The organism is Bradyrhizobium sp. IC3123 (assembly GCF_020193625.1).
Lineage (GTDB): Bacteria > Pseudomonadota > Alphaproteobacteria > Rhizobiales > Xanthobacteraceae > Bradyrhizobium > Bradyrhizobium yuanmingense.
Genome location: NZ_JADYVF010000013.1, coordinates 35,505 through 54,327 on the forward strand (window position 1 = coordinate 35,505; position 18,823 = coordinate 54,327).

Consider the following 18,823-nt stretch of genomic DNA (forward strand, 5'->3'; position numbering starts at 1 on the left):
ATCAGTCGAGACGAAGCTGTGCTCCGTTCAGGAGCGATTCAAACAGGGCGAGGACCTCTCGCGCCTGAACGTAGACCTCCATGCTGATAGCGTGTTGATCGAAGCCGTACGATCGGAGACGCGCCTCGATATCGAGCGCCGCGGAAGCATCCAGTTGCCAGTCCAGGGCATTACCGATGGTGTAGATTTCGGCTACATCCTGGAAATCCGGGGCAATGCCTGCCACATCAATGCGGCGAAGGGTCATCTCGATTGCCTTTTGGCGATAGGTGCTCAGGAGCCTATGCCGCAGAATCCGGTAGCGTTGCATCTCCCAGGAGAGTTCTGCGATGTCGATCGCGAGCAGCCACTCGATGGCAGATCGAGGATCGAGGTCGCGGAAGATGACGGCTTGAAGAGCCAGGTAGTGGTCGATGTTCTCTCCAGGCAGAAGTTGCGGCGTAGGACACAGCGCCGCGAACTGAGGGGGCAAGAGGCTGGCCGACTGTGGTTGAGGAAGGTTGACAGGACCATTCATTGACCTAGCGCCTCTGAAAGCGGGCGCGGAGGCGGCGCAGCAACTGGTGCTCCGTTCGCCAGATGGACGGGACTGCCATCCCAAAGCTGCTTTTCGATCGGCAACGGCGAAATTTGCAGGTTGGTCCACCAGGCTCTTTCGTCTCCGTGTCGGTGTAGGGACTGATGATGCCATCGGCAAAGTGGCACCGTGAACTCGTCGCTGACTTTGCGACCCAAGGTGCGCGGCTGAGCGAACTTCAGGTGATGAGCATCAGCAGGTGTCTTCTGACAGACCAGACAGCCCTGGCTGCGAATAAAAGCGAGGTGATCCTTGCTCCGTCGCCGAGGCGGCTCCTTCGGGAAGGCAAGACCGGTCTGCTCTCCGGGACAGGCAGGTGCGTCAGTGTCGCCGGAGATCTGCGAAGGATGTTCCTCAAGTGGAAGTCGTCCAGCCTCTGACATAGGATGCTGATTTGCCAAATTGATATTGGGAAGGGCGGCTCGCTCGAACCTCTTCTGGTAGGCGGCCTCAAGCAAGCGACCGTCTGCCTCCAGGAGGGTGTTCTTGAGCGGGAGGCTGATCTTGGCCCAGGCAAGCAGCTCCTCGCCGCCCTCCTGAAGAGCAAGCTCGCCCAAGAGCCGATCGAGAAGTTCCGCGGAGCGTTCGGGAGCCAACATCGGCGGCCGGTTCAGGACGCGTCCAGGTGGCTTTCCTTTCGGTCCTGGCAGGGTCTCAGGGTCGCGCGCCGCCGGAGACCCCGTCATGACATCAGGCGCATCCAAATCGTCCTCCCCGGCGATCCCGACCAAGGCGAACAGGGCATACCGGCGGGCATATGTCAGTGCTGCGCCCATCCGGTGCGGTGCTTCAACATCCTTTGAGGCGCAGACCGGAAGGTCTGAGGAGATCCATTCTCCGGAGGCGTGGGCGAGCAGGGTGGTGAGATGGATCTGACCGGTGATCTGCTCGATCCGGGTGGTCTGCATGGTCGCGATTTCCTGCTGACTTAACGTCTTGCGGACGATATCCAGGCCGGAGGCCAGGGAAGCATACCGGAAGCTTCGATCATCCTTACGCGGGAAGGGCGACCGGATCACGGCGGTCAGGGTCTTCTCGGGGTTCGTCAGCTCGGCCTGGGCCCGCGCCAGGGCGGCGGCGATAGTCCCAATGCGCTCACTGGACCGATGCATGGGGTCCCTCCGCCGGCTGGGCTTCGAAGCTGACCGCGCCGGACTTAGAGCGCTTGGCCTTGATGCCGTGACGGGTCGCTTCCTTGGCGTCCTCCGGCATGAGGATCTTCAACTCGGCCTTGGCTGACTCATGTTGTCCGTGCGCGTCTCGGGTTCTTAAGTAAGTGGCCGCCAGCTCTGCCCATTGGTTGGAGGTGGACATGTCGACCACTCTGACAGCCTCCAGCCGCGGGCGGGCGTCTCGATGTTGAACAGAGCGGGCGGCTCCCCGCTCTGGACGCAGCGCCAGAACTTCTTCTCGGCGGTCAGCAGAAGATGTTGATACAGCGGATCGGCGTGGACTTTGATCTCCACCCACTTGCCGCCGCCGGTGATGATCGAGAGGACTGCGTTGCGGCTGGCTGTGACCCACATGTTGTGCTGCAGCTGGGCCATGTGCTTCTCGGCTGCAGCTTCCTCGGTAAAGGCCCAGGGCAGCATGAACTTGGCTTCGAAGACCGCGCCGGTCTGCTCGACGGTCCCGTCCAGCGTTGCCGCCATCCATTTGTGCACGGGGTGACGGACGCGCTTTTGGATGTCTTTGACGGTGTGACCGCTTGCGCGCTGATACCAGGCGCGGTTCAGGACCTCTGTCACGGTGCCGAGCTGAACGATCAAGTTGTCTGAGAGGTCCTCAGGCTCTGCTTCGCCGCGCTTTTCGCGCCAAAGGCGGATGAGGCTCTCTTGGTCATCCCCCATGATGATGCGGGCGTCTGAACCGCCGATGAATTGGCGTCAGTCGTTCGGGTTGAACCTAATGATATGATTTGGCGCATCTGCACCATTCGTTTGAACCGTTGTCACCAGTATCTCCTACGCAAGAACAAGCGGCTGTACCTGCCGCACTGCCTGAAGCCCCGCGTCCGCGAGGCGAGATACCGGCGCTATAATCGGCGTTGCCGCCCGGCCGACTCAGTAACGCTCCAATTGCACGAGAATGCCAGTCCTTTCAGCAGCAACATTGTTGCTTCCTTTAGGGGCAAGAATGGCTCTCGTTCTCACGCGTTTGGGGCGGGTGACGGGAGGCGGAGCAGCATCAAAGCGACAAAACGAAGCCAATCTACGCTTCAACAGCGAACAGCTGAATGCAAGGCGCGGGGCGCAGAGGAGCGTCTTGTCCGCCCGGGACTTGTTGAAATGGAGCAGTGATTGTCGGAAGATCGGCAGTATTGCTCCAGACGTGGGTGAATGAGCTTTGAAACGTCCAGCAGTTTTCTTTGATCGTGATGGCGTCCTCAACGAGGACGACGGCTATGCGTTTGATCCGGATAAGATCCGGTGGGTCGAAGGAGCCCAACAAGCCGTGAAAGCAGTCAATGAGGCAGGGTACTTTGCCTTTGTCGTAACGAACCAATCAGGAGTTGCGAGAGGCCTTTACGAGGAGCGGCATGTTCGCAACCTGCACGAATGGATGTCGCGTGAGCTTGCTGTTGTTGGTGCGCATATCGATGCGTTCGAGTTCTGCCCACATCACCCCGATGGACTGATTGAGAGATACCGTGTCCTCTGCAACTGTCGCAAGCCGCAACCGGGGATGATTAGAGCCCTGCTTGAACGGTACCCAGTGGATCTCGATGCAAGCTTCATGGTCGGGGACAAGCAGAGCGACCTCGCCGCAGCGGGGGCGGCTGGCATCGCGGCCTATCTGTTTGATGGGCCTAACCTCCATACCTTTATCGCGCCGCTGTTGACGGCTTGGTCCCGCGATCTTCCTCATCAACATCGTGGCGTCCCGGGAACGGAGGATTAGCGCCGTCGATTAGCGATCGAGATCGGTCGATCGCTAATTCTCGAAATCAAGGAGGGAAGGTGGCGACAAGGAGACAAATCGAAGCCAATCGCGCAAACGCGACGAAGAGTACCGGCCCGCAAACAAGTTGTGGGAAGGCAATATCGAGCCGCAACGCCTATCGGCATGGTCTTTCTCGTTGGGACGATTCCGAAGGTTCTAGTTTCGCCGGGTTCGATGCACTTCTTGCGGAGGAGTTCAAGGGCGCCGGTATGGAGCTCGCACTTCAAGATTTGGCTCAGGCCAGGAATCGACAGGAGCGGCTGCGAATGCTTCGGTTAGGTCTGATCTTAGCCGTTATAGAGAGCGCTGAACCAAAGCAGATGAGACTTCTGTCGAGCTTGGAGCGTTACGAGAAGGCCGCCCTGTCGCGGCAGCGGCGAGGGCTCAAACGAATGAAGTGGAGCAACGGATGAGGACCTCAAGCTGGCTAGGTCCATAGAAGCGAGGCTCGACGGGCAGGTAGTACGTCGGCGAACATCGCCCCCATCGACGGTGCATCGCTGCTGGATTTATTTCGACGTCATGGAGGCGGCATAAACTACCATTGGGCCCTCGCCATCGGGCGGTCGATCCCGGCCGGTCGATAAGGTCCTCGCTGGATCGATTCAAGTCCGAGCTGTCGAGTGAGCTAGTTGCGTACGGATCGGCGAAGGGCTGAAAAAGACCCCAATGGCCGTCTCGCTAAGCATACCGAAAAACAGAAATGGAACTTGCGTCGTCGGGCAAAACAGTGGTTCATAGGGTGCTGGTCCAGCGCAAATGGAGCCCAGCCAATGGCCGACGAATGCAAGTCTTTGTCCGATCTGCCGGAAGTAGCCAAGCTTAACGGAGAATTCCGAAAGAATTACGGAATGGTTCTCGGAGCGTTCCTGTACCTGCGCTCAATCAGCGCCGCCCGTGGGCGTTCCTGGTTTTGGACTGCATTGCTTTCGGCCGCTTGCTCGACGGCGCTGGCTTGGCTTGGGAAGCGAATGCTGCTGTGAGCAGCCAGGTTATAGCTTCCCAAAAAAAGGCTATTGCCCGTCGGGAAACGATAAGGGCCCTCGATCTCGTGGGCAACGGGGGAGGCGACCCCTAGAAGAGCCGCCTAGACCATACCGCCAAAGTCGATGTGTTCCTTGGCAAGCTCCTCGGCTTCCTAGGCGAAAGCGGCGGGCTTAGTATCGAGGTAGGGATGCTCAGAGGCTGGCATGATGGTTCGGATGTTTTAACCATCCGCACGTGTGATGCGGGCAACACAGAGGTTGTGGCCGTGCTCAAACCGCTGGATGTAATACTGCTTGTACGTAATCAAGAAGCTCGAACGCAACTGACGCTGGCACAGGCTCTATCTACTTGCCCCGCCCTGCCGCATAACGGGTGTTGATGGGTAGTTAATGTCCGCGAGTCTGAACCGACCCGGAACGACGCAACGGTCGTTGATAGCTGCGCCGTCGTCCGTAAGCTAAAGGGTTGCGAGGAGCACTAGTTTGAGACATTGCTGCAGGGTCAGCACTTGGCGATCCCCGATCTGATTAGCCAGCCCGGCTTGGATCATCTCAATTCCCATGTCGTCTGGCCAGCACGGATCAGGGCTCTGCGAAAACACAGCGCGTCACCAATTCCGCAGCGGAAGCCGTCGTTCCTAACTGAGTCGAGCAGCCCTCCCGTGCAGGTCAAACCAAGTTTAAACCAAGTTTAATGAGCTTCTCTCTCGTTACTCATCGATTCACGGCGCTTGCACTTTTGGTGGGCGACCTCGCTTTGGGCGATTCGGCCTGATCTTTGGTGGTGTCGCAGGTTCGACTGCCAATCTGACTTGCAAAGCTCCGAACAGGTTTAGGACACGTTTCAGTTGCGGATCGACGGTTCCTCCGAAAGTTTTGTACACTGTCGTCCGCATGACCCCCAGTTTAAGGGCCAAAGCGCTCACGTTTTGGGATTTGACGACTTCGCTCAATCCAAGGATGGCCTCGGCAGGGTCCTCTCGACCGAAAGCTTCTGTCAAGCGCGCCGCAATCGCCTCGGAGCCGCCTGGTGCGGGTGCCACTCTGGGTACCACGTTCATGGCCGCTAGGAGCTTGAGAACCCGGCTCAATTGAGGGTCGATTCGGCCCCCAAATGTTTTGTAAAGAGCATCCCGCCTTAGTCCGGCGTCCCGCGCCAGCATCTGCACATTTTGGGCGACAAAAACCACATAAAGAGCTGCCCGCGCTCGTCCTGGGTCGTTTTCTCCAAAGTTTTCAGTTAGATAAGAGGATATTCCCGCTGGGTTGTCGCGGAGCAATTCGTTTAAATCTGGGCTATCATCCTCCAGCATCACCGGGCCTTTGTCCGTCACTGTGGCCGCCGAGCTACAGCAATTCTGGCGAATGCGTCTAGATTACCTCAATCGGACATTGACCGCTTGCACTTTGGGGACCTGAAAATGAAGAAGACTTTGCTCGCGCTGGCCGCCGTTGCGGCGATGACCGGTTCGGCCTCAGCGGCTGACCTCGCGGCCCGTCCTTATGCGAAGGCTCCGATGCCGGCGCCCGTCGCCAACTGGACCGGCTTCTACGTCTTCGGCGGTGGCGGCGGCGGCATCTGGGACGCCGATACGTATTCTCAAGTTGCAGCAACGGGTGCAGCACTTAGCCTGCACCAAAATCAGGGCGGCGACGGCTGGTTTGGCACGGTCGGCGCCGGTTACGACTGGCAGTTCAGCGGCACCTGGGTCGCCGGTGTGTTCGCCGACGGTCAGTTCGGCAGTTTGAGGGGCAACGTTCAGGATCCCTTCAACGCCGTGACCGGCAAGCTCAAGATGGAAACTGCTTGGGCCGCTGGTGTCCGTGTTGGTTATTTGATTGCTCCGAACGTTCTCTCTTACGTCAATGGCGGTTACAGCGGATCGCATTGGTCCGGCTCGACCTTGCTCGGCAGTTTCACTGGCCTTCCGACTGGTTTCCACACCGACTCGTTCAACCGGCATGGCTGGTTCGTAGGTGGTGGCGTGGAGAACAATTTGAACATCTTCGGCATCCAGTCGCCCGGTTGGTTCATGAAGACGGAGTATCGCGCCGCTTACTATGATCGGAAGAGCATCGATGCGCTGTCGGACGTCGGCAACGTGCCGGCGGCGACTAACCTTTCGTTCAAGCCGTGGGTTCAGACTATCAGCACCTCGCTGGTCTATCGATTCAACTGGACCGGTCCGGTCGTCGCGAAGTACTGATCTGATCCCACGATCAAGCGTCAAAGCCCCGGCATCGCCGGGGCTTTTTTTTTTGGTGGCGCCCCTGCTTCGAGGTGGCCTCCGGGAAAATTACGCTGCACAGCGGTGACGGAAATGCACGTTAAAGGGGGCAGGTCGTGTCCGCGCTGAGGGTTTTCACGCCGTGTGCCGCCTTCAACGGTGGATACACCCCGCGCTGACGGGGTGGTCGGCGTGATTTCGCAGGCTGCATTCGCTGCAATGATTGCGGTTCTCGCAAGGAGCGTCCATTGCACTGCCGGCCGCCCGTATGTGCTTTATTGTCGACCATGCCCGGGACTCGATGCCGGCTTCTAGTTGCTCGGGTCTACAGAGCCGCGGGTCTCGATCCCTGGTCCATGTGCAACAGAAAACGAGCGATTCGCGGCTCGTAAGGCGAGCATCGAAGCCTTTAGATCCTCGCCCATGTTTGGCGGAGGACACACACGACGCAGAAACGAGTGCCGCATCTGCTAAGCGGCATTTCGCTCGAGGCTATCGTGGCGGCCTAACCCAATCCCGAGCGATCGAGCCTTCTGCCGAAGTGACCCTTCAGTTCTCTTCATGGCTCTAGCATTTTTTAAAGGGGCCCTCGATCTCGCGTGCAGTTGTTAGGCGAACTCTAGCAGAGTTGCCTAAACCATACCGCCAAAGTCGATGCCCTCCTTGGCAAGTTCCTCGGCTTCCTCGGCGGAGGCGGTCGGCTTCGTATCAAGGTACGGGTGCTCAGCGGCCGGTAAGATGGTGCGGATGTTCTGACCATCTGCCCGGCTAACGCGGGCAATCCAACGCGCGTTGCCGTGCTCAAATCGCTGGATGTGGTACTGCTTGTACGTAATCATGACTCTTAAACGCAACTGACGCGGACACAGGCCGTGTCTACATGACCCGGCGCCCCTGTACAACGGGTATTAAAACCAAGTTAATGTCGCAATCTGAACTGGCGTCTCTCGTCGCCCTTAAGGCCCATAGAAAAACCCCGCCGGCTAGGTAGCCGACGGGAGTTAACTGAGATTGCGACCACGTTCGTAGTCGCCCCTCAGCATAGCACAGCGATAGCCGACGTTAACGGGAGTACTTGCCCTTTTTTAGCTTGCCCGTGCCCCGTCTACGGCTCGAGACCAGCAGCAGCCAGCCCCTGCAACGCCGTTCTTTGGTCTCTGGCGTGATCTCCATGCCGACTGACCAACGAGGGGTCGGGCCGGCTCAAGTCGCCTCAATTCTTGCCAGGCTGCTCGTGGCTCTTGCCAGGCTGGCAGTAGCACCTCGCGAAAGCACGAGAAGGCTAGTCGCGATCGCGGCTCATGGAGGCGAAGTCACGAGCTTCAAGCTCCAATTCAAGGTCAATGATCCGCTCGAAGATGTGAGCCGCGATCCTCTCAGACTCCTGGACCGTCAGAGACCGGATGCCCAGGGACGTGAGTTCGTCTCTTAGGATTTTCGCGACAATCGCCTTAACGCTCATAATAGCACATCCTAAATGCGCGCATCAAAGCTCACGCCGAGGGTGAGCACAAGGTCTCAAAATAACGGTCTGTCGGGTATCAGCGTCGTCGGTGAATCTTTCTAGTTCTAGATTGCATCGCTTTCGGTCGCCGGCGCCCCCGCGTTCGGAGCGTGTGGGTAGTAGGATCAGCTTTTGTCAATCGCCTCGTGATGGCTTGAACGAGGCCATTGGCCGTCTTAAAGCGCGCAATTCCTCGGCGCGCTCGCGCTGCCTCCGAAAAGCGGATCGTGCGTTTCACTTTGCCATCGGTCGGCAACAATACGTAGTCGAGCACCGTCTGATTGTGCTCGGCGAGGCGGATAGCTGCGATCCAGCCATCGGGGAGGCACGCCTCGCGCTCGATGCTCCAGTACGGTGCATGGGTCGGCTTTTGGCCACGGGACCAACGAGCAGCCCTAACGGAAACACAGACCGACCCGCTCACGCGCAGGCAATGACTCCAGCCGCCTGAACTGACGCGTCCGCCGGCCGCCTTGATCGCAGCCGCGGCCTGTTCGATGAGCTTTGCCCTGAGCTCGGACCAGAAAGGACGGGCGTCGAGAAATTCGTAATTCCGCTTCGGGGTGTAGCCGAGCAGCCGATAGAGATTCCGAAAATTGCCAAAATGGGTCTGGCAGGTCGCAGCGCAGGGCAATCCCGGAGTTCGATCGATAATGGCCGGCGTCAAGCGGCCTTCTTTGAGAAGAGTTTTGCGCAACCGAACCAGCATCTCCTGCTCAGAAAGATCCACGCGCCGGTTCTCCATAATGCTTCTGGCGGTGAAGAAGACCTCGCGATCGATGATGGGCTCGATACAGCCCTCGGATCTGATCCATTGCTCAGGCGGATTCCTCACCGCGGCCTGTCGGAGCTTTTGGGATTTCCGGTTGAAGATGAGGTTTCCGATATAGCTCTCGTTTCTGAGAACAGTACCAACCGCGGCGCGGGTCCACGCCGCGCCGGTACTCGAGACGAGCCTTTTTTGGTTGAGTTCCCAAGCGATGACCGTCTCCGACTTAACCTCCAAGAACCGTTGGAATATCCACTTCACGACCGCGATTTCCATGGGGTCGCCCGGTCTGATACGAATGTGGTCGGTCAGGATGTACTTCCGCTCGCCCTTCTTCATCACTCGTCTGGTTTGCATCTTCTCGTCGACGAGCTCCCGCACAAGCGCATAGCCGGCACGTCCGCATGGCTTGTAGCCCAGCCGCGCAAAGCGGCATTGACCGGCGTAGACCTTCGCGGACAGCTCGCGGCTATACTCGGCAGCCATCACGCGCTTGATGTTTTTGACGATGCTCGCGAGCATGCTTCCATCGTTCTCGAATTGCTCAGCGCAATATGCGACCTTGATGCCCGCGCGCCGACAAACGAACTCATAGTGCGCGCTTTCATCAACGTCCTGGAAACGGCCCCATCGACTTACGTCATAGACCAGAAGGTGACCAAAGTCGGCCTGGTTTCTCTCGACATCCTCAAGCAATTGGAGGAGCCCGGTCCTGTTCTTGATAAGCAGGCCGCTCTCGCCCTCGTCCTTGTAGGTTCGGACCAGCGTCAGATGATGGGCGTGGGCGTAGGCGGCGATGACGGCAGCCTGATTTTGGATCGAGTAGTGCTGCCGGTCGGTTGACATACGGACATATTGCGCTGCCCGTACGCTGAGGAGCGATTTTGGCAGATGAGCTTTGTGAACGATGAGCGCATTACTCATTTTCACCTCATCCGGACGCGAGCCACCAATACATAGAACAGCTTGCTCTGTCGCTCTTCAAGAATCCAAACACTTGTACGAGTTGGATTGCTGCGCTTGCGAATGGCATTTGTGGCTCTGGCCCGCGTGATCAACCGGTCAAGACACAGCCGGTCCGCCTCGCACTGCCAACGCGCCATGCGCAGCGCTTCCCGAACTGCTTACTTCTACCGCGGTTTCAGTGGGTTGACGATCTAGCTCGATCTGCTTTAGAGGCACGGTCGTCGCATCGGTGCGCTGACGAAGCGCTGATGCCTGATCTCGCGCAGCAGCAACGTGCGCTTGGTTTGTGGAGCGTTGAGCAAGCCTTCGAACAGCACCAGGACCTCGCGCGCCTGGATGTAGACTTCGGTGGTGACGGCGTCTTGATCGCAGCCGTAGGCGGCAAGGCGCGCCTCGATCTCGGTCGCAGCGATCGGGTCAGTGCGCCAGCTCAGCGCATTTTGCTGGGTGTAGTATTCGGCCTGGGGCTCGAAGTGGGGATCGATCCCGACCAGGTCGATGCGCCGCAGCGCCGCTTCCGATCGCCTTTTGGCGATAGGTCTCGAGCAATCGGTGCCGCAACATGCGGTAGCGTAGGATTTCCCAGGACAGTTCGGCCACGTCGATGGCGAGCAGCCATTCGATGGCGGACCGGGGCGCAAGGTCCGCAAAGATGGCCTGTCGCAGCGCATGGTAATGGTCGAGCTGTTCGCCGGGCAGCAGCAGGGGCGGCGGCGCCAAGGCGGCAAACTCCGCCGGGAGCGCAGTGGCGGTCAGCTCGGGCGCGGTTTGGAAGGGGCCGTTCATCGGGATGCGGTCTCCGCGCCCAGGCTGGCGAGGACGGCTGCGCTGCCGCCCGCCGTCTCGGTCGGACCCTGCACCGGGCTCGTTGCCCACAGCTCCTGCGCGACCGGCAGTGGGGCGATCTGCAGGTTCGCCCACCACGCCCGTTCGTTGCCGTGCCGATGCAGCTCCTCATGATGGGCGCGGCACAGCGGCACCGTGAACTCATCGCTGACCTTGCGCCCGAGCGCCCGCGGCTGGGCGAACGTCAGATGATGGGCATCGCACGGCGTTTGCCGGCACACCAGGCAGGGTTGCTCCCGGACAAACAGCAGGTGCGCCTTGCTGCGCTTGCGCGGCGGCTCCTTGGGATGAGCGAGCCCGGCCTCGGCGAGCGCGGGCTGCAGCGCGGCCTCGGCGTCCGCAGGAGCCGCCGCTGGTGGGCTCGGGGCGCTGTCCAGGACGGCCGGTTGGTCGGTCTGGCTTTCGGCGGGACGCGCGGCGTTCTCAAGCTTGGCCTGATAGGCGGCCTCGACGCGCCGGGCATCCGGCTCCTGCAAGCTGTTCTTGAGCGGGAGGCTCGTCATGGCCCAGCCGAGCAGATCGGTGCTGGCGGGCAGCGCTTCGAGCTGGCGCAACAGCTGCTCCCTGAGTGCGGCGGACTCGCCCGGCCGCAGCACCGGGGCACGGTTGAGCGCGCCCTTGCCGGGCGAGGCCTTGAGGGTGGGCGCTGCGGGAGGACCGGCGGCCGCATCCGGGGCGTCGAGATCATCCTCGCCGGCAATTCCGACCAGCGCGAACAGGGCGTAGCGCCGGGCGTAGGTCAACGCCGCACCCATGCGATGCGGCGCCTCGATGTCCCGTGCGGCGCAGACCGGCCAGTCCGAGGAGATCCACTCGCCGGAAGAATGGGCGAGCAGGGTGGTGAGGTGGATGTGGCCACTGGTTTCTTCGACCCGGGTGGTCTGGATGGTGGCGATCTCCTGCTGGCTCAAGGTCTTGCGCACGATGTCGAGACCGCTCGCCAGCGAGGCGTAGCGAAAGGTGCGGTCGTCATCGCGCAGGAACGGCGAGCGGATCTGAGCGGTCAGGGTCTTCTCTGGGTTGGTCAGTTCGGCTTGCGCGCGGGCCAGCGCCGCCGCGATCGCGCCGATATGCTCACTGGCCTGGTGCATGGACGGGCTCCATCTCAACCGGATCAAAGCTGATCGCGCCGGCTTTGGAGCGCTTGGCGCGAACGCCGTGGCCAAACGCCTCCTTGGCATCCTCCGGCAGCAGCTTTTTGAGCTCGGCCTTGGCCAGCTCGTGCTCGGCATGGGCCTCGCGGGTGCGCAGATAGATCGCCGCACATTCGGCCCAGACATTGGACGCGGTCATGTCGACGACCTTGACGGCGGCAAGCCGCGGCCGTGGGGTCTCGATCCCGAACAGCAGCGGTGGCTCACCGCTCTGCACGCAGCGCCAAAACTTCTTCTCCGCAGTCAGCAGCAGGTGCTGGTAGAGCGGGTCGGCATGCACGGTGATTTCGATCCATTTGCCACCGCCGGTGATGATGGAGAGAACGCCGCTGCGCGATGCGGTGACCCACATGTTGTGCTGCAGCTGCGCCATGTGCTTCTCCGCTGCGGCCTCTTCGGTAAAGCCCCAGGGCAGCATGAACTTGGCCTCGAACACCGCGCCGGTTGGGGCGACGATGCCGTCCAGCGTGGCCGCCATCCAGGAATGGACGGAATGCCGCACCCGCTTCTGGATGTCGGTGATCGCGTGCCCGGTGGCGTGTTGGTACCAGGCGCGGTTGAGCGCCTCGGTGGCAACGCCGAGCTGCACGACCAGGTTGCGGGACAAATCTGGCGGCGCGATCTCGCCGCGCTTTTCGCGCCACAGGCGCGTGAGACTCTCCTGGTCATCACCCATGATGATGCGCGCATCCGAGCCGCCAATGAAGGCGCGGCGGTCGTGGCGGTTCAAATTGATGACGGAGCGGGGCGCCGCGGCGCCGTCGGTTGCAATCGTAGTCACCGGTCTCTCCTGGGTTGACGCGGCTTGCCGCCGCACCGCCAAAACCCCCGCCGCTGCGAGGGGAAAGACCGGAGCCAAGGGCCGTAAGGCCGGTCCGGTGATTAACGCTCCTTTTGCGCGGGAATGCCAGTCCTTTCTGCAGCAATTTTGCGGTTCGTTGGCGCGAAAAGCCTTGAGCTTTCAGGGGGGTGGAGCGAGCCTTCGGGTGCCGCAACCCGCCCCAACCGGCGCGCTCCCACATGACGTCAGTTCGACGAATCGAAGCCAATCGCAGCAACGCCAAAAGCAGCACCGGGCCCAAGCGCTTGGCTGAAAAGCCGCCTCGAGCCGGCAAGCGGGACAGGGCTAGTTCAACTTGTGCGGTTGTTCGCTTCGGCCTGGGCCGTGAAGTTGGGACGGACGCGGCAGCTGCCGTCGCCCAGCCCAAGTGCGACCTTTGGTGCGTGCGAATGGCTCGCGACGAATCTCTTAGCCAAAATTCCTCCCGGCATTCGCCAGATCTAGTCCGATGCAATCATTGTAAGCTCAGAAATCTACACCAAGCTTGGAACTCTTGATGCTTCAATCCTGACTGCTAGGAGTTAGTCCGGGGGAGGGGCTGAGTTTTGTTCATCCAGATCGAACCTGCGCGCCGGAGTGCCGCTGGAGGTCCAGAACGCCTTAAAGATCAACCTGAATGGTACGCATTGGTCGGGAAACTCAATCAAATGTGATCGCGATCCGATAATTGAGCAAGTTCAACAAGTACTGCAACAACATTGAGCTCAACACGCTTCTGTCACGACAGCCGGCCAGAGCTGGATCGGGAGCGACCCACCGTATCCGTTTGAGATGGCGTCTGTCGGCGCTGGATTGCGGCAGAGTCACCTCATAAGATGAAGAGGTCGACGCGGAAGCTTTAGCCTGCTGGCAATTTTTCTGACGGCTTGTGGCGTTCTTCCAAGGCGTCGCGAGACTGCATGCAAGCTCTTTTCTTCCAAGATGAGCAGCCATGCCGACCCTTCCTTTGATTTCCCTACGGCAGCGAGAAGGTCGCGACGACCGGCCGATGGTCCGAATAACCTTGAGTCTCGCGGTCGCAGTAAGCGGCGGTGCGAAAGAGGATCTCAACGCTTACGGCTGAAGGCCCGATATGCCGAGCAAGAATGCGCGGGCTTCATCATGGTTCCAGTAGCTGTCCACTCCCTCAGGGCAGCTCGATGGACACTAAAGTCCGCTATGGGTCCACGGGCGGCTGTGGAGGCCAGCAGCCCAGCTCCTCTCAACAGCAGACGCAGCGGCCGTCACGCGAGAGGGCAGCTAGGGGCGGCGCGGAAGTGAAGGTCGGCTGAAGTGAATGAGGCCGCTAAGTGAGGCGGCCTTAGTTCAACTTACTCCGGAGCTTCTGGATGATCTTCCGCAGCTCGGCGGCATACTCCTCGATGATGCGCCGAGCCTCGTTCAGCCGTAATGGCTTGGCTTCCTTACCCTGGAGACAGGTAATTACAGTTAGTCTAAAAGGGCCGTTCAGACCGGGATAGAGAGTTCCGGCTGCGGGGGTCGAATGGAATTCGCACGCGACATCGCCAAAATCAGCGGAATTGCCGCCGTACCGACCATACTTGACGTGGTAAGTCGGACCACGGGCATGGGGTTCACCGCGGTTGCCCGTGTCACCGAGGACAGATGGATCACCTGTGCATCGCGAGACGACCTTGCCTTTGGGCTGAAACCGGGTGACGAGCTGAAGGTCGAGAGCACGATTTGCCACGAAATTCGCCAGAGCCGCGAGGCCGTGGTTATCGACCATGTCAGCGAGGCTGCAGAATACTGCAATCACCACACTCCGGCCCAGTACGGCTTTCAGAGCTATATCTCGGTGCCGATTATTCTTCCCGATGGTTCATTCTTCGGGACGCTCTGCGCGATCGACCCGAAACCGCGCAAGCTAAATACCCCTGAAGTCGTCGGTATGTTCAAGCTGTTTGCTGAGCTGATCGCGGCTCATCTCGACGCTGCCGAACGGGTGGAGTTGACCGAGAGCAAGCTTGCCGCGGAACGGAAGAACGCGGAGCTTCGTGAGCAATTCATCGCCGTCCTCGGCCATGATCTCAGAAATCCGCTTGCCTCGATCCAGGGCGGCTTGCGGCTCCTGAACAAGAAGGTCGATCAGGAAGGCAAGAATTGGATTGCTCTCTTGCAGGGCAGCGTGAATCGGATGGCGGTCTTGATAGACAATGTCATGGATTTCGCCCGCTTCCGCATGGGCGCCGGGATGCAACTGAGCTCCAGACGCCAGCACTTGGAACCCATCATCAAGCAGATCGTATCCGAGTTCGAAAGCGTTCACTCCGAGCGCCGCATTCTGTCGGATGTTGACGCACCGGCGACGATAGACGTCGACGCGGGCCGATTGGGTCAAATGTTGTCCAATCTGATCGGGAACGCGATTACCTATGGCGCGCCGGATGAGCCCATCATAGTCGTTGCAAGATCCAGCGACGCGGGGTTTGAGATCCAGGTGATCAACAAAGGACCGCCGATCCCCGCGCAGGCGCTGCCCCATCTTTTCACCGCGTTTCAGCGAGGTGACGTTGTCCCTAACCAAAAGGGGCTGGGGCTAGGGCTCTACATCGCACAGGAAATTGCAAGGGCGCATGGCGGACGGATCTTTGCCACGTCGACCGAAGACAGCACGATCTTCACCGCAGCCTTTGCCGCGCCGGCCGACAGAAGCGATGTAAGTCCAGCCGTTCTCGTTTCAGAACAGTGAGCGTTCATCAGACATTTCCGCTTCGGGTCAAAAGCCGCGTAGGCTCCAAGTGCGTCGGCGTCCCCATTTTCCCTGAAAACCGACATGCCACAACGCGGCTCTCGTTAGCAACGGCCGCTGTAGGGCGACAGCCTACTAGGTGAAATGAGTTGACGCAGGACTGTTGGAACGACCTCCGCTCCCGCGGTTTGAGCAAGGTCTCGCTTGGGAAACTGCTCATGCAAAGTCTCGACTCCTTTCGTCGCTCACCAAAGCGCGGCGAGCGTCTCTCGATTGCTGCCCGGCTGATTGCCGGAAATCCACAGCCCCAAACTGGGGAATAGCCATGGCGCAGCACTGGCCTTCTCGGTTGTGGATCGTCCGGCACGGTGAGAGCGCCGGCAACGTGGCACGCGATACGGCTCATGCGCTTGGCGGTGAGGACATCGCGATCGAGGCACGTGACGTCGATGTTCCGCTCAGCGCCTTGGGCGAGCAACAGGCCGCAGCGCTCGGGCGTTGGTTCGCATCTCTCCCGAGCGAAGAAAGGCCGGAAGTGATTTTAAGTTCTCCGTATCTGCGCGCCAGAAGTACCGCTGCCGCGGTCCATGCGGCATCCGCTCCGTCGATTGACATCGTCGCTGACGAGAGGCTGCGGGAAAGGGAATTCGGAATACTGGATCGGCTGACGAAGCTCGGCATAGAACGCCGCCATCCCGAACTCGCGCAATCTCGCCTGCTCATGGGGAAGTTTTACTTTCGGCCTCCCGGAGGCGAGAGCTGGTGCGATGTTATCTTGCGGCTTCGGAGCGTGCTGGAGAGTGTCAGCCTCCACTATCCGGACAAGCGCGTGCTGATCGTCGGACATCAGGTCGTGGTTCTCTGCTTTCGCTATCTCATCGAAAAGCTCGATGAGATAGCCATTCTGGACATCGATGCGGCGGCAGATGTCGCCAATTGCTCCGTGACGGAATATCGGCTGGACCAGCGTAATGAGTGCGGAGCGACCCTGAAGTTAATGAGATACAACTTCCTCGCGCCGCTCGAGGCTGAGGGAGCGCCGGTTACGACCGCCCCTGACGCCAAGGTAGCAGCCCGATGATCGTTAAGCCGCTTGACGAAGCATATCTGCGGTCGCATCCGTTGCCGAAGCATTCCGGGGGCGACAAGCACAGCAGAGGCCGCGTGCTCGTCATCGCCGGAAATATCGAGCTACCGGGCGCGGCTATATTGGCTGGACTGGGGGCGCTCCGGGCTGGCGCCGGCGTGCTTCGCATCGCGGCCTGCCAAACCAACGCTCCTCATATCGGGGCGGCTATGCCTGAAGCCATGGTAATCAGATGCTCGGAGGATGGGCACGGAGAGATCGGGATCGGAAATGGCCCACGTTTGGTCGAGCTTGCGAAGGGTTCGGATAGCGTTCTCATAGGATCCGGTATGGTCGATGAAGGCTCGGTCGGACGACTATGTGCGCTGCTTCTCAACGAGGCGATCGGGCCTATTTTCGTGGTCGATGCGTCGGCCTTCACCTCTCTGCGCCACTTCGATATTCGGCAAGAACAGCGGGGCAGGCTAGTCTGCACGCCTCATTTCGGAGAAATGGCCAAGTTTTTAGGCCGAGAACGCGAAGAGATCGAGAGCCGGGCCCTGCGATCGGCAACGGAAGCCGCTCGTTCTGTCCATGCCGTGGTCGCCCTAAAGGGGGCCAGCACCCATGTTGTCGGTTTATCTGACGAGGCACTACTGAACGAGCAGGGGACCGTAGGCCTAGCCACGTCCGGATCTGGCGATACTCTGGCCGGCATCGTGGCCGGCTTGGCCGCTCGAGGAACCTCGCCTTTATTAGCGGCGGCTTGGGGCGTCTATCTTCATGCCGTGGCTGGTCGTTTGGTGGCGGATCGTCTTGGTGCCATTGGATTGCTCGCACGCGAACTGCCGGAGGAAATTCCCCCGATCATGCGGGACCTGGAGAGTCGAACCTGAAGAAAGCTGCCCAGCAGCGGTGCAAAGGGAAGTGTAGGAAACGCATGCTTTCGAGGCGCCTAGACCGGGCCCTTCAGAGAATCGAGACGCTTGCGCAGAAATGCCAGCACCATGATCTCGTCGGAAGTGAGCTTAGCGTACTGGCGCTTGAACTTCTGCGCGATCTTGGCTTCGATCATCTTCACGAGATCACCTGACATGTAGGCGTTCAAGACTTCCGGGTGAACATAACACTTCCGGCAGACGGCCGGCGTGTTCCCGAGCTGCTTCGATACGTTCTCAATCGCGGCGACAACATTGCGCTTCGCCTCGGCCTGGCTGTCATACTTCTTGAACTCGGCTAAGGCCAACGCTGCCAAAACCGTTCCCGCCCAAGTGCGGAAATCCTTGGCACTAAAATCCTCGCGAGTGATGTCTTTGATGTAGGCATTGACGTCGCCGGAATCGACGGTACGCGGCTGCCCGTCGTCGTCGAGGTACTTGAAGAGCTCATGTCCTGGGATCTCCGCGCAGCGCTTCACGATGGCGGCAATCCGCTTGTCCTCGACGCGAAGTTTCCACTGTTTGCCCGACTTGCCCGTGAAGTCGAACCGAAGGACGCCGCGGCCCACCGCAACGTGCTTTCGTCGCATCGTGGTAAGCCCGTATGATTTGTTTGTCTCGGCATACTCGGCGTTGCCGACCCGGATCAAAGTCTTCTCCAGAAGGCTGACGATCGTGGCCAGAACCTTCTCCCGAGGTAGCCCTTCCAGCTTCATGTCGGCCGCGACACGGTCGCGCAGCGCGGGCAGCGCGGCTGCGAACTGGACGATGTGTTCGTACTTGTTCTGGTCGCGCAGCTCGCGCCATTTCGCGTGGTAGCGATACTGCTTGCGGCCCCGCGCATCGAGCCCGGTCGCCTGGATGTGGCCGTTCGCCGAGGGGCAGATCCAGACGGATTCATAGGCCGGCGGGATACCGATGGACTTGATGCGTCGGATAACGGCGGCGTCGGTGATGCGCTTGCCGTCCTTGTCGTAGTAGCTGAAGGTAGTCCCCGTCCGCTTGCGGGTGTAACCGGGCGCGGAGTCGCTGACATAGCGAAGGCCTTCTTCCGCAATGGTTGCTGCGACCTCGACGGTGCGGTCCAGGATTTGGTCTTCGTTGCGAGTCTCTCGGAGCATGGGCCTGTCCCTCGGAAGCACCCTGGGGTCGAGGCTCCACTCCTTCTAAAGGAATGAAGGCAGCGGTTGGTTCCGTTCGGGGACCGGCGGCTCGTAGATGCAGTTCAGTAGCCGCGCAGAATACCTGCCCCAGCTAAATCCGGCCGTTCCACTCGACGGGGCGCTGCGCAGACTGATGATGGCGGCAAGACC

Annotated in this window: 17 protein-coding genes and 1 pseudogene; 6 read left to right on the forward strand and 12 right to left on the reverse strand. The window is 60.1% G+C overall.

The window, feature by feature from the left end:
- Position 1 precedes the first annotated feature (1 nt).
- The 3 genes and pseudogenes from I6F20_RS30630 to I6F20_RS30640 form a co-directional block, all read right to left on the reverse strand.
- Positions 2-517, reverse strand: coding sequence for a hypothetical protein (locus tag I6F20_RS30630; protein ID WP_225129278.1), 516 nt, complete (start codon positions 515-517; stop codon positions 2-4).
- On the reverse strand, positions 514-1,689 hold the full coding sequence (locus I6F20_RS30635; RefSeq protein ID WP_225129280.1) for an ERF family protein: 1,176 nt from the start codon (positions 1,687-1,689) through the stop codon (positions 514-516). The genes I6F20_RS30630 and I6F20_RS30635 overlap by 4 nt, the downstream gene beginning before the upstream one ends.
- A pseudogene (locus tag I6F20_RS30640) lies at positions 1,673-2,454 on the reverse strand (YqaJ viral recombinase family protein). Before I6F20_RS30640 ends, I6F20_RS30635 begins: the two are co-directional and overlap by 17 nt.
- Before the next feature lie 469 nt (positions 2,455-2,923).
- Here I6F20_RS30640 and I6F20_RS30645 point away from each other — a divergent pair.
- Both I6F20_RS30645 and I6F20_RS30650 read left to right on the forward strand, forming a co-directional pair.
- Positions 2,924-3,478, forward strand: a complete 555-nt coding sequence (locus tag I6F20_RS30645; protein WP_109143078.1) for a D-glycero-alpha-D-manno-heptose-1,7-bisphosphate 7-phosphatase — start codon at positions 2,924-2,926, stop codon at positions 3,476-3,478.
- A gap of 815 nt (positions 3,479-4,293) precedes the next feature.
- Positions 4,294-4,503, forward strand: a complete 210-nt coding sequence (locus I6F20_RS30650; protein ID WP_225129282.1) for a hypothetical protein — start codon at positions 4,294-4,296, stop codon at positions 4,501-4,503.
- 725 nt (positions 4,504-5,228) lie between these two features.
- Here the strand turns inward: I6F20_RS30650 and I6F20_RS30655 are convergent.
- Positions 5,229-5,840 carry a helix-turn-helix domain-containing transcriptional regulator gene (locus I6F20_RS30655; RefSeq protein WP_225129284.1) on the reverse strand — a complete coding sequence of 204 codons (612 nt, stop codon included), beginning with the start codon at positions 5,838-5,840 and terminating at the stop codon, positions 5,229-5,231.
- A gap of 87 nt (positions 5,841-5,927) precedes the next feature.
- Between I6F20_RS30655 and I6F20_RS30660 the strand changes: the two genes are divergently transcribed.
- A complete protein-coding gene (locus tag I6F20_RS30660; protein ID WP_109143082.1) occupies positions 5,928-6,713 on the forward strand; it encodes an outer membrane protein in 786 nt (261 codons plus the stop codon).
- 653 nt (positions 6,714-7,366) lie between these two features.
- Here the strand turns inward: I6F20_RS30660 and I6F20_RS30665 are convergent.
- From I6F20_RS30665 to I6F20_RS30695, 7 genes are all read right to left on the reverse strand, one after another.
- On the reverse strand, positions 7,367-7,573 hold the full coding sequence (locus I6F20_RS30665; RefSeq protein ID WP_109143083.1) for a hypothetical protein: 207 nt from the start codon (positions 7,571-7,573) through the stop codon (positions 7,367-7,369).
- A gap of 443 nt (positions 7,574-8,016) precedes the next feature.
- Positions 8,017-8,196 (reverse strand): hypothetical protein, encoded by a 180-nt coding sequence (locus I6F20_RS30670; protein WP_109143084.1) that lies wholly within the window; start codon positions 8,194-8,196, stop codon positions 8,017-8,019.
- Between the two features lie 79 nt (positions 8,197-8,275).
- The gene (locus I6F20_RS30675; RefSeq protein WP_225129286.1) at positions 8,276-9,931 is read right to left on the reverse strand and encodes a recombinase family protein; all 1,656 of its coding nucleotides are present in this window, start codon (positions 9,929-9,931) and stop codon (positions 8,276-8,278) included.
- Positions 9,932-10,179: 248 nt separating this feature from the next.
- Positions 10,180-10,623, reverse strand: a complete 444-nt coding sequence (locus tag I6F20_RS30680) for a hypothetical protein (RefSeq protein WP_225129288.1) — start codon at positions 10,621-10,623, stop codon at positions 10,180-10,182.
- 132 nt (positions 10,624-10,755) lie between these two features.
- Positions 10,756-11,910, reverse strand: coding sequence for an ERF family protein (locus tag I6F20_RS30685; protein ID WP_225129290.1), 1,155 nt, complete (start codon positions 11,908-11,910; stop codon positions 10,756-10,758).
- On the reverse strand, positions 11,894-12,754 hold the full coding sequence (locus I6F20_RS30690) for a YqaJ viral recombinase family protein (RefSeq protein ID WP_109145707.1): 861 nt from the start codon (positions 12,752-12,754) through the stop codon (positions 11,894-11,896). The genes I6F20_RS30685 and I6F20_RS30690 overlap by 17 nt, the downstream gene beginning before the upstream one ends.
- Before the next feature lie 699 nt (positions 12,755-13,453).
- On the reverse strand, positions 13,454-13,747 hold the full coding sequence (locus tag I6F20_RS30695; RefSeq protein WP_146207705.1) for a hypothetical protein: 294 nt from the start codon (positions 13,745-13,747) through the stop codon (positions 13,454-13,456).
- Between the two features lie 550 nt (positions 13,748-14,297).
- On the opposite strand from I6F20_RS30695, the gene I6F20_RS30700 reads away from it, so the two are divergent.
- From I6F20_RS30700 to I6F20_RS30710, 3 genes are all read left to right on the forward strand, one after another.
- Positions 14,298-15,506 carry a GAF domain-containing sensor histidine kinase gene (locus I6F20_RS30700; RefSeq protein WP_225129292.1) on the forward strand — a complete coding sequence of 403 codons (1,209 nt, stop codon included), beginning with the start codon at positions 14,298-14,300 and terminating at the stop codon, positions 15,504-15,506.
- Positions 15,507-15,831: 325 nt separating this feature from the next.
- Positions 15,832-16,587, forward strand: coding sequence for a histidine phosphatase family protein (locus I6F20_RS30705; RefSeq protein ID WP_225129294.1), 756 nt, complete (start codon positions 15,832-15,834; stop codon positions 16,585-16,587).
- Positions 16,584-17,468 (forward strand): NAD(P)H-hydrate dehydratase, encoded by an 885-nt coding sequence (locus I6F20_RS30710; protein WP_225129296.1) that lies wholly within the window; start codon positions 16,584-16,586, stop codon positions 17,466-17,468. Before I6F20_RS30705 ends, I6F20_RS30710 begins: the two co-directional genes overlap by 4 nt.
- A gap of 59 nt (positions 17,469-17,527) precedes the next feature.
- Here I6F20_RS30710 and I6F20_RS30715 read toward each other — a convergent pair whose 3' ends face one another.
- On the reverse strand, positions 17,528-18,631 hold the full coding sequence (locus I6F20_RS30715) for a DNA topoisomerase IB (RefSeq protein ID WP_109143089.1): 1,104 nt from the start codon (positions 18,629-18,631) through the stop codon (positions 17,528-17,530).
- Positions 18,632-18,823 lie beyond the last annotated feature (192 nt).